This window comes from Halorubrum persicum (assembly GCF_002727125.1).
Taxonomy (GTDB): Archaea; Halobacteriota; Halobacteria; order Halobacteriales; family Haloferacaceae; genus Halorubrum; species Halorubrum persicum.
The window spans coordinates 1-9,497 of sequence record NZ_NHOA01000108.1 but is presented as its reverse complement, the minus strand read 5'-3'; the positions used below and the strand labels follow the sequence as shown (position 1 = coordinate 9,497).

The 9,497-nt window shown below is 68.6% G+C and carries 11 protein-coding genes and 1 tRNA gene; 3 read left to right on the top strand and 9 right to left on the bottom strand.

Annotated elements, in window-relative coordinates:
* Window positions 1-159 precede the first annotated feature (159 nt).
* Complete coding sequence (locus DJ69_RS12215; protein ID WP_099255857.1) at window positions 160-891, bottom strand: DUF5781 family protein; 732 nt, start codon at window positions 889-891, stop codon at window positions 160-162.
* A gap of 81 nt (window positions 892-972) precedes the next feature.
* On the opposite strand from DJ69_RS12215, the gene DJ69_RS12210 reads away from it, so the two are divergent.
* A complete protein-coding gene (locus tag DJ69_RS12210; protein WP_099255856.1) occupies window positions 973-2,004 on the top strand; it encodes a WD40/YVTN/BNR-like repeat-containing protein in 1,032 nt (343 codons plus the stop codon).
* A 51-nt stretch (window positions 2,005-2,055) separates the two neighbouring features.
* On the opposite strand, the gene DJ69_RS12205 is transcribed toward DJ69_RS12210, so the two are convergent.
* Window positions 2,056-2,790, bottom strand: a complete 735-nt coding sequence (locus DJ69_RS12205) for a queuosine precursor transporter (RefSeq protein WP_099255855.1) — start codon at window positions 2,788-2,790, stop codon at window positions 2,056-2,058.
* Window positions 2,783-2,992 carry a ribbon-helix-helix domain-containing protein gene (locus DJ69_RS12200; RefSeq protein ID WP_099255854.1) on the bottom strand — a complete coding sequence of 70 codons (210 nt, stop codon included), beginning with the start codon at window positions 2,990-2,992 and terminating at the stop codon, window positions 2,783-2,785. The genes DJ69_RS12205 and DJ69_RS12200 overlap by 8 nt, the downstream gene beginning before the upstream one ends.
* 1,147 nt (window positions 2,993-4,139) lie before the next feature.
* Between DJ69_RS12200 and DJ69_RS12195 the strand changes: the two genes are divergently transcribed.
* Entirely contained in the window at window positions 4,140-4,730 is a 591-nt protein-coding gene (locus DJ69_RS12195; RefSeq protein WP_004049324.1) for a 50S ribosomal protein L15e, read from the top strand.
* 204 nt (window positions 4,731-4,934) lie between these two features.
* Here DJ69_RS12195 and thsB read toward each other — a convergent pair whose 3' ends face one another.
* The 5 genes from thsB to DJ69_RS12175 form a co-directional block, all read right to left on the bottom strand.
* Complete coding sequence (gene thsB / locus DJ69_RS12190) at window positions 4,935-6,581, bottom strand: thermosome subunit beta (protein WP_099255858.1); 1,647 nt, start codon at window positions 6,579-6,581, stop codon at window positions 4,935-4,937.
* Between the two features lie 427 nt (window positions 6,582-7,008).
* Complete coding sequence (locus DJ69_RS18450) at window positions 7,009-7,176, bottom strand: hypothetical protein (RefSeq protein WP_180271810.1); 168 nt, start codon at window positions 7,174-7,176, stop codon at window positions 7,009-7,011.
* Between the two features lie 116 nt (window positions 7,177-7,292).
* Window positions 7,293-7,374: transfer RNA gene (locus DJ69_RS12185), tRNA-Ser, on the bottom strand.
* A gap of 27 nt (window positions 7,375-7,401) precedes the next feature.
* On the bottom strand, window positions 7,402-7,662 hold the full coding sequence (locus DJ69_RS12180; protein WP_099255853.1) for a hypothetical protein: 261 nt from the start codon (window positions 7,660-7,662) through the stop codon (window positions 7,402-7,404).
* The gene (locus DJ69_RS12175; protein ID WP_099255852.1) at window positions 7,663-8,043 is read right to left on the bottom strand and encodes a Rid family detoxifying hydrolase; all 381 of its coding nucleotides are present in this window, start codon (window positions 8,041-8,043) and stop codon (window positions 7,663-7,665) included.
* A gap of 102 nt (window positions 8,044-8,145) precedes the next feature.
* On the opposite strand from DJ69_RS12175, the gene DJ69_RS12170 reads away from it, so the two are divergent.
* Window positions 8,146-8,529, top strand: coding sequence for a DUF7577 domain-containing protein (locus tag DJ69_RS12170; RefSeq protein ID WP_099255851.1), 384 nt, complete (start codon window positions 8,146-8,148; stop codon window positions 8,527-8,529).
* A gap of 16 nt (window positions 8,530-8,545) precedes the next feature.
* Here the strand turns inward: DJ69_RS12170 and ubaA are convergent, their stop codons facing one another.
* Window positions 8,546-9,358: an SAMP-activating enzyme E1 gene (gene ubaA / locus DJ69_RS12165; protein WP_099255850.1), complete on the bottom strand. Its 813-nt coding sequence runs from the start codon at window positions 9,356-9,358 to the stop codon at window positions 8,546-8,548.
* Window positions 9,359-9,497 lie beyond the last annotated feature (139 nt).

Here is a 9,497-nt window from a genome sequence, read left to right as displayed (position 1 = left end):
GCGCTTGAAAGCGCTCGCGGCGTCCCTCGCACGCGCTCCTCGCGGCCTATCGGCCACTCGGAGGCGCGCGCCGACCGCATTCTTGGTTATAAAGGACCGTCGTGCCCTGCCGACTCGTCGCTCGTCAGGCTCGATCCGAAACCGGCTCTTCTCGCGGGTTTAAACGGCGTACGCGCGAGCGGCCGCCACGAGGGCCTTCCGGTAGTCGCTCTCGGAGGGATCGGGACCGAGGTCGAGGAACCGACGCTTGAACGCGTCGACGTCGACCGCGTCGGTGTCGCTCCCGGCCGCGCGCGCGAGGTCGTAGATGCGGTGGCCCGGACCGGCGATGTCGTGGCGCTCGACCAAGGCGAGCGCGAACGCGGCGTTGACCGCAGTTATCTCCGGGTCCGCGCCGCCCGTGACCGGCTGGGTGCCGTCCCGCGAGACCTCGGGGCGGTCGGCGACCGCGGCCGCGAGGGTCGACTCGAGGAAGCCGAGGAGTTTGTCCGCGGGTGCGACGGAGAGCGTGATGTCGTCGGCGTAGATGTCCTTCATGTGGTTCGCGATCTGGTAGCAGTGGGCGAGCTTGCGGCGCTCCACCTGCTCGCCGGAGAGCCCGAGGTACAGCGCCTCCTCCGTCGACTGGACGTGCGAGGCGTGGCCCTCCTCGTAGCGGGCCATATGCGAGAGCTCGTGGACGGCGAGCTCGCGGGCCATCGCGCTGGTGGCGGCGCGCTTCGAGACGTTCAGGACGTGGTAGCCGTCGTAGTGGCCGGCCCAGGTCCGCTCGTCGGGGTCCTCGCGCACCTTCACGTGGACCGGGTCGTCGAGGGAGCACTCGGTCTCGAACAGGTCGGCGGCGCCGAGAAACGGGTCGGGGGGGACATCCCCCTGTACGCGGAGATCCATGCGTACTGTTCACATGGGTGCGTCGGATAAGTCTCTTGCGCCCGTCGAAGGCTTTTGCCGCCGCACGTCGAACGCTACGCCATGAACGCGCGCGTCTACGTGGGGTACGACGACGGGCTCCGTCTCGTCGATCCGGAGACGGGATCGGCGTCGCTCCGGCTGGCGGACCGGAGCGTCGAGTGCCTCTCGGTCGGTTCGGGCGGCGAGGACACTCCCTCGGAAGACGTCGCCGACGCCCGGGTACTCGCCGGGACGTTCGACGCGGGGCTGTTCCGCTCGACCGACGGGGGCGAGTCCTTCGAGCGCGTCGCGAGCGAGAGCCTCGGGCCGGATGGGGCCGGACCCGAGGCGGTCACCGCGATCGCGACGAGCCCGCACGATCCCGCGACCGTCTGGATCGGTACCGAACCCTCCCGAGTGTATCGGTCGACGGACGGCGGACGAACCGCCGAGCGAGTCGGCGGGCTGACAGCCGTTCCGTCAGCGCCCGAGTGGTCGTTTCCGCCCCGCCCCGACACTCACCACGTCAGGTGGATCGAGCCGTGTCCGGCCGATCCGGCTCGGTGGTTCGTGGGGATCGAGGCCGGCGCGCTGGTCGCCACCCCTGACGCCGGCGAGACGTGGACGGAGCGCCCCGAGGGGTCGCGTCGGGACTCCCACGCGCTCGCGACGCACCCGGACGCGCCGGACCGGGTGTACGCGGCCGCGGGCGACGGGTTCGCGGAGAGCGACGACCGGGGAGAGTCGTGGCGGGTCGTCGACCGCGGGCTCGACCACGGGTACGCCTGGGGGGTAGCGGTCGATCCGGGGGACCCGGAGACGGCCATCGTGAGTGCGGCCACCGGCGCCACGGCGGCGCACCGACGCGGCGAGGCGTACCTCTACCGGCGCACCGCGTCCGGCTCGGCTCCCCGCTTCGAGCGGCTCGACGGTCGAGGGATCCCGACCGGCGAGGGGACCTACCGGGCGGTCCTCGCGAGCGGGCGAGCGGACGGGGTGGTCTGGGCGGTACACAACGAGGGGCTCTACCGGACCCGCGACGCCGGCGAGTCGTTCGAGCGCGTGTCCGCGGACCTGCCGGCGTCGCCCGCGCGGGCGCTCGCGGTGGTGTGAAACGAGGGCGGAGAAAGAGCGTAGGAACGTGGAGAACGGAGCCGGAACCCGCTACTCCCGTACCGCCCCGACGACGAGGTAGACGATCGGGGTGTCGAGGACGGCGATCGCGAGCTTGAGGAGGTACTGGCCGAGCCCGAGCGCGAGGAGGACGCTCCCCGGGAGCGGGCTGCCGACGCCGAGCAGCGTCGGAGCGAGATAGAACGCGACGCCGACGAAGATCGCGGTGTCGATGGCTTGGCTGCTGGCGGTCGAGGCAACGTTGCGCAGCCACAGCATGCTGCGGCCGGTGCGGTCGCGGATCGCGTGGAAGACGAACACGTCCCAGTTCTGGCTCACGACGTACGCGAGCAGGCTGCCGGCGACGACGTTGGCCGCGGGACCCAGCGCGGTCTCGAAGGCGGCGGCGACCTCGGGGTTCACGCCCGGCGCGGCGAGCGTCGACCAGACCAGCGCGAGCACGAGGAAGTTCGCGAGGAAGGCGACGTTGACGACCACCTGCGTGGCGCGGCGGCCGTACAGCTCGGCGTAGCAGTCGGACGCGAGGAACGTCAGCGCGTACGCGAGCGCGGCGCCCGGCAGCGTGATCTCGGGGCCGACCACCGGGAGCGCGACCGGGAGCGGCAGGGCGATCACCTTCGCGGCGGTGAGCTGCGCGGTCGCCAGGGCGACCACGAACAGCGTGATCAGCCCGACCGCGGCCACCGCGGAGCGGTCGAGGGGGTCGGCCGCGAACGGGCCGCGGGTCCCGCCGGTCCCGGCGCGCCCGTCCGTCCGGCTACTCATCGCTCCCGTCGTCGCCGCGATCGGTTTCGTCCCCGTCGTCGAGCCGATCGTGTCGGGCGTCGATCTCGTCGAGTACGTCGAGCGTCTTGCGGATCGACGCGCGGACGGCGTCGCTGCGGTTCACGAACTTCCCCTCGTCGCCGACGTGGTCGTCGAGGTCCTCGAGCAGCTCGCCCGGGATCTCGACGCTTATCTTGGGCATACCGCTCCGTCCACCCCGGATTCACAAGAGCGTTCTTATTCGGGGAGTCTCTGGGGAATACTCGCTCGGACCGAGCCGCCGGCAGCCGCTCCGAACGCCCGTCGGTGTCGCGGCTCGGCGAGAGACCTCCGGTCGTCATCGTCGGCTCCCGTCGCCGTCGCTCCGGAGAGTGGTGCAGATCGACGCCGAAAACTGACCGCAGACGACCGGGCGAAGACCCTACTTGATCGGTGCCCGGTCGCGTGCGGGAGCGGGGATGCCCACGTCGGCCTATGCGCGCGGACGGTCTAATCGTTTCGGTCGCGCCGAGAGAAGGCGGTTTCCCTTGGCGACGCTGATCGCTGTCGGCACACCTCATCACGATCATGCTGCTGAGCTACACGCACGGAATCTCTCCGCTTTGGCGACGATGCGACTGACCTGCTCCCCATCAACGACACCGACGACAGCCATGATGGTTCTGAATCGTGGCGTCTTGTTCGTCGCGCTCGTCGCCCTCATCGCGGCTGCGCTCCTCGCGACGCGGCGTAACGAGTAACGCAGCAGCGATTCACCACACTCGCTAACTATCGGCCCTCACGGGTCGACTCCTTCGCGGCTTTTCTTTATCGCGCTCCGCCACGCCTCGACCGCCGAGCGACGGCACTACGCAGCGCCGACCGCGAGACGCGATCTCATCATCGTGACCGATGCGCGGTGACCACCGGGACTGCGAGCTCTGCGGCGAGACAGGCCGGGTCGGAGCACGAGCGCGTCGGCGTCGACGACGCGGAGTGGGAGCTATCGCACTCGACGAACCCGTCGTGACCGACGATGACCCCGACTTCGCGAACCGGATCCAGGCTCATCCCGACACGGCGGATCTAGACACTGATCGTTACGGGCCGGCCTCGGAGTAGCGCCGCGACGTGTGGGATCTTCGGACGGACTCCTCTCCGTTCCCGACCACGGGTGCCACCGTCACCCACGCGAACGCCGTAGCGAAGCGGTTAAGGGGGAACCGCGGGAATTACGGACAACTCGCTGGTGCGGACACAGCGGGCACTCGCCGCCGGGGCCGGTTCGATGTCGCTGTCGACGCCGCACCCCGGGACGAGACGACATGTGGCCGCTTCGCGGCTGAATCGCAACCGTCCGCGGACAACATATGGCACGAAGCTTCTACTCGCACATCAAGGAGGCGTGGCGGTCCCCCAAGGAGGGGAAACTGGCAGAGCTACAGTGGCAGCGCAAACAGGAGTGGCGCGACGAGGGCGCCATCGAGCGCATCGAGCGCCCCACCCGCCTGGACAAGGCCCGTGAGCTGGGCTACAAGGCGAAGCAGGGCGTCGTCGTCGCCCGCGTGAGCGTCCGCAAGGGCGGCTCCCGCAAGCAGCGCTTCAAGGCGGGTCGCCGCTCGAAGCGCCAGGGCGTCAACCGCCTCTCGCGCCGCAAATCGATCCAGCGCATCTCGGAGGAGCGCGCGTCGCGCAAGTACCGGAACCTCCGCGTGCTCAACTCCTACTGGGTCGGTGAGGACGGCTCCCAGAAGTGGCACGAAGTGATTCTGGTCGACCCGAACCACCCCGCAATCGAGAACGACGACGACCTCGGGTGGATCACCTCGGACGACCACAAGGGGCGCGCCTTCCGCGGCCTCACCTCCGCCGGCACCAAGGGTCGCGGCCAGCGCACGCGCGGGAAGGGTACGGAGAAGACCCGCCCGAGCGTCACCGGAAACGACCGACAGGGCAAGTAACGGGCCGCCGCCCTCGATCTCCTCCGTTTATCAGTTGCCTAGCGGCAGTGCTGCTTCGGGTTTACCGGCCCGTTGGCCGCGACGATCGACCGGCGAGCGCCGCAGCTCTTCGGACGGGGTTCAAAAAATTGGAATGGGGGAACGCGAGCGTGCGTAGTTAAACGGGCGATTCGCGGCCGGGAGGTGGTTCGTTCGGAACCTCGCTTACATCGCACCGCCCATGCCGCCCATGCCGCCCATGCCGCCGGCGGGGGCGCCGCCCTCGTCGTCGTCGCCGCCGGTCGAGAGGTCGCCCGCGGAGATGATATCGTCGATTTTCAGGACGAGGTTCGCCGCTTCGGCGGCGGAGGCGATCGCCTGCTCCTTGGCGTGGGCCGTCTCGACGACGCCGGCCTCGGTCGTGTTCTCGACCTCGCCGGAGAAGACGTTGAGCCCGGCGTCGGTGTCGCCGGCCTCGTGGGCCGCGCGGAGGTCGACGAGCAGATCGATGGCGTCGAGCCCGGCGTTCTCGGCGAGCACGCGCGGGATCAGTTCGAGCGAGTCGGCGAACGCCTCGACGGCGAGCTGCTCGCGGCCGTCGACGGAGTCGGCGTAGTTGCGCAGCCGGCTGGCGAGCTCGACCTCGACGGCGCCGCCACCGGGGAGCGTGCGCCCGTCGGAGACGGTCGTCGAGACCACGTCGATGGCGTCCTGAATGCCGCGTTCGAGCTCGTCGACGACGTGCTCGGTGGTGCCGTACAGAAGGAGCGTGACGCCGTGGGCGTCCTCACCCTCGACGTAGAACAGCTCCTCCTCGGTGTCGCGGGTGATCGACCCGACCGCGAGGTCGTCGGCGGTGAGCGAGTCGAGGTCGCTGACGATCGGTGCGCCGAGCACGTTCTTGAGGAAGCTGAGGTCGGACTTCTTCGTCCGACGGACGGCGAGGATGCCCTCCTTCGCGAGGTAGTGCTGGGCGAGGTCGTCGATCCCCTTCTGACAGAAGACCACGTCGGCGCCCGACTCGACGATTTTGTCGACCTTCTCGCGGAGCTGCTCTTCCTCCTGATCGAGGAAGCGCTGGAGCTGGTCGGGGGAGTCGACGTTGACGGAGGTGTCAACGTCGGCCTCCTCGACCTCGATCGGGTCGTTGAGCAGGAGCACGTCGGCCGCCTCGAAGTCGGTCGGCATGTCCTCGTGGACCGGGTCTTTGTCGACGACGGCGCCGGAGAGCAGCCGGGACTCGCCGGCCGCGCGTCCGGTGCGCGTCTCGATGTTCAGGTTCGCCAGGTCGACGACGTGCGAGCCGTCGTCGGCCTCGACGGTGACGCCCTGGATGGCGCGGACGACGAGGTCGGCGAGCACGTCCTTGTCAAGCTCCGCGCCCTTGCCGGTCATCGACGTCTCGGCGACGCTCTTCAGGGTCTCGGTGTCGTCGGCGTCGACCTCCGTGGCGACCTCGTCGACCTGCTCGCGGGCGTACTCGCTCGCGAGGTTGAACCCCTTGATGACGGCTGTCGGGTGGATGTCCTGTTCGAGGAGATCCTCGGCGTTCTTGAGGAGCTCGCCCGCGATAGCGACTGCGCTCGTCGTTCCGTCGCCGGCCTCGTCCTCCTGCGTCTCGGCGACTTCGACGATCATCTCGGCGGTCGGGTTGTCGATGTCCATCGTCTGCAGGATGGTGACGCCGTCGTTCGTGATGGTGACGTCGCCCATCGAGTCGACGAGCATCTTGTCCATCCCTTTCGGCCCGAGCGTCGAGCGTACGGACTCGGCGACGCCGCGCGCCGCGGAGATGTTGTACTCCTGTGCGTCCTTGTCCTTGACGCGCTGGGCGTCGTCGCCCATGATGATCATCGGCTGACCCTGCTGCATTCGCTGGCTCATACACCGTTTGATTGATTGTGATTCTATATAAATGTGTTGTTGACTGGTGTTCGTCTGGAACCGCGGCAGCCCGCCGGCGTGGTAGAAAAACCGCAGTACACTGCGGCTATCGGGTATCGTTTATGTGTATAGTTAGCACGGGACTTCGATCCGATCGAAGGGCCTCATCTGGTGTGTTTATATATGTCTCTGCCGGGCCCCTGACTTCGAGGAGTTCCCCGAACGGCGAACGCTTTCCTGGGACGCGTTGTGCGTGCGTCGCCACCGGTGGCGTCGCTCGATCGTGGTTGGCCGTCGCTGGAGCGGTCATCAGGCGTCGCCAGACCTGCGGTCGGGCGTCGCTGTCGGGATCCGCCGGTGGTCCGTCGAGCGAGTTACCGAACGAGAACGGAGAAGCGGGGTCGGCCGCGAGCGGTCACCGATCCAATTCGTCGGCGTCGGTGAGGTACTCCGAGTCGACCTCGTCGATCGTCGGTTCCGGTGGTTCGTCGGCGGCGTCGAGCTCGCGTCGGTTGAGGTGACTCTCCAACTGCCGGCGCTTGTTCCGTCCCTTCTGCTCGCGACCTGATTTCGTGTCTGGCATCGTCACCCGTGACAACACTACCCATACATATGAGTCTTGTGTCGGTGTGTAGAAACGTCGACGGCGCCGCCGAACCGCATCGCTAGGCGAGGCTACGAGGGCGATGACATCAGAAACGCCAGGAGAGGGATTTGAACCCCCGATCCCAGAAGGGAACACGCTTTCCAGGCGTGCGCCTTACCACTCGGCCATCCTGGCTCGGTCTGAGTTAATCCGGTGGGACTGTTAAGTCCTTCTTTTCGCGTGGAGCCGGTGTTCGACGGCGTACGCGATCCCGCCGGACGCGACGGCGATCCCCCCAGCGAGCACGAACAGTCCGACGTATCCGACCGGGAGACCGCCGATGACGAGCAGGTACCCCTGCGCGAGCACGAGGAACGCGAACCCGCCGACGAGCCCCCACAGGGCCGCGGACCGCACCCGCGCCCGAGGGGTCGCCGGAACGCCGGGTCGGTCAGCGGTCCCCTCGGCGGAGTCGTCGGCCATCTACTCGACGACGGCGACGGCTTCGATCTCCACGCCGACGCCCTTCGGAAGCGCACCGGCCTGCACCGCCGACCGGGCGGGCGGCGACGCCTCGAAGTAGCCCGCGTACGTCTCGTTCATCTCGTCGAAGTCGTCGATGTCGGCGAGGAAGACGGTCGTTTTGAGCACGTCCGAGGGCGCCGCACCCGCCTCGTCGAGCACGGCCACGAGGTTGTCGAGCACCTGCTCGGTCTGTACGCCGATCGGCGCGTCGGCGAGGAGTTCGCCGTCCGGCGTCAACGGGATCTGCCCGGCCGTGAACACGAGGTCACCGTTCGTCGTCGCCTGGCTGTACGCGCCGACCGCCGCGGGGGCGGCGTCGGTGTGGACTGTCTCCTTCATACGCCTCCGCCTTCGACGGGCGTCCATAAAGTGACCGGGGAACGCGTCTCGCTCCGCTCACCACCGTTGCCCCTATATTCTTTGCGTGCTAACACACATCATATGACTGTAGCAGAAATCGCCCCGCTCGTCGCGATCCTTGGCGCGGTGGCCCTGATCAACCTCGCGTTCGCGTGGCTGTTCACGCGCACGGACCGCGACCCGGCGGACTTCCTCGGGTCGGCGCGCGAGGTCCCCGAGGAGGCGAAAGCCGATCCGGAGCCGTCCGGCGACGGGGCCGCGGGCTTTGAGACGCTCCCGGAAGATTCGACCCCGACCGGCGATCCGCCGCCGCTCGACGCGGACGGAGAGACGGTCGTCTGCCGCCACTGCGGCGCGAAAAACCGGACCGGCTACCAGTTCTGTCGCTGGTGCGTTCGTTCCGGCTTCGTCGACGACGGGACCGGTGGGGCCGCGGGGGCGGCGGTGCCGAACCGATCGCTGTGAGCCGCTCGCGGCGCGGTCAGTCCGCGTCGACGCGGCAGCCGCCCGAGTAGTCGATCCCCTCGATCGTCTCGATGCCGTCCTCGCCACACACCGGACAGTCGGGGTTGCGCCGATACGGAACGGACTCGAAGGTCATGTCCATCGCGTCGTAGAAGAGCACGCGCCCCTCGAGCGGCTCGCCCGCGTCGATCAGGAGCTTGATCGCCTCGGTCGCCTGAATGCAGCCGACCGTTCCGGGGAGCACGCCGAGCACGCCCGTCGCCGCGCAGTCGGGCACCGTCCCGGGCTCGGGGGCCTCCGGGAACAGGCACCGGTAACAGGGTCCCCCGGGAACGAGCGTCGTCGCCTGCCCCTCGAACTTGTAGATGGCGCCGTGGACGACGGGGAGCCCCTCGATCCGGGCCGCGTCGTTGACGACGTATCGGGTCCGGAAGTTGTCGGCGCAGTCGACGACGAGGTCGTACTCCGCGAGCAGGTCGCGGGCGTTCTCCTCGTCGAGCCGCGTCTCGTGGGTCGTCACGTCGATGTCGGGGTTGAGCCGGTCGACGTACCGGGCCGCCGACTCGACCTTCGACTCGCCCACGTCGGCGTCGCCGTGGATCACCTGCCGCTGGAGGTTCGAGCGCTCGACCACGTCGTCGTCGACGACCCCGAGCGTGCCGACGCCGGCGGCGGCGAGGTACTGGATGACCGGCGCGCCGAGCCCACCCGCTCCGACCACGAGCGCGTTCGCCTCGAGGAGCCGCTTTTGGCCCTCCGGGCCGACCTCGTCCATGATCACGTGTCTGGAGTACCGGTCGAGCTGGTCGGCGTCGAGCGAGAGACTCATGGGTGGACGTGCGGCGTGAGTCGGTATAACCGTGTTCCCGACGGCACGGCGTTCCAGGGTCAGGGGGTTCGACGACTGTGTCGATCGGTTCTACATAGCTGGCCCCTGGCCCCGATCTAGCGCCGAACGCCTCCAAAGC

What these genes read in the sequence shown, in the direction of transcription:
- DJ69_RS12215 (WP_099255857.1), bottom strand. Translation starts at nt 891, where the DNA reads ATGGATCTCCGCGTACAGGGGGATGTCCCCCCCGACCCGTTTCTCGGC.
- DJ69_RS18450 (WP_180271810.1), bottom strand. Translation starts at nt 7,176, where the DNA reads ATGCCAGACACGAAATCAGGTCGCGAGCAGAAGGGACGGAACAAGCGC.
- DJ69_RS12210 (WP_099255856.1), top strand. Translation starts at nt 973, where the DNA reads ATGAACGCGCGCGTCTACGTGGGGTACGACGACGGGCTCCGTCTCGTC.
- DJ69_RS12205 (WP_099255855.1), bottom strand. Translation starts at nt 2,790, where the DNA reads ATGAGTAGCCGGACGGACGGGCGCGCCGGGACCGGCGGGACCCGCGGC.
- ubaA (WP_099255850.1), bottom strand. Translation starts at nt 9,358, where the DNA reads ATGAGTCTCTCGCTCGACGCCGACCAGCTCGACCGGTACTCCAGACAC.
- DJ69_RS12175 (WP_099255852.1), bottom strand. Translation starts at nt 8,043, where the DNA reads ATGAAGGAGACAGTCCACACCGACGCCGCCCCCGCGGCGGTCGGCGCG.
- thsB (WP_099255858.1), bottom strand. Translation starts at nt 6,581, where the DNA reads ATGCAGCAGGGTCAGCCGATGATCATCATGGGCGACGACGCCCAGCGC.
- DJ69_RS12180 (WP_099255853.1), bottom strand. Translation starts at nt 7,662, where the DNA reads ATGGCCGACGACTCCGCCGAGGGGACCGCTGACCGACCCGGCGTTCCG.
- DJ69_RS12195 (WP_004049324.1), top strand. Translation starts at nt 4,140, where the DNA reads ATGGCACGAAGCTTCTACTCGCACATCAAGGAGGCGTGGCGGTCCCCC.
- DJ69_RS12170 (WP_099255851.1), top strand. Translation starts at nt 8,146, where the DNA reads ATGACTGTAGCAGAAATCGCCCCGCTCGTCGCGATCCTTGGCGCGGTG.
- DJ69_RS12200 (WP_099255854.1), bottom strand. Translation starts at nt 2,992, where the DNA reads ATGCCCAAGATAAGCGTCGAGATCCCGGGCGAGCTGCTCGAGGACCTC.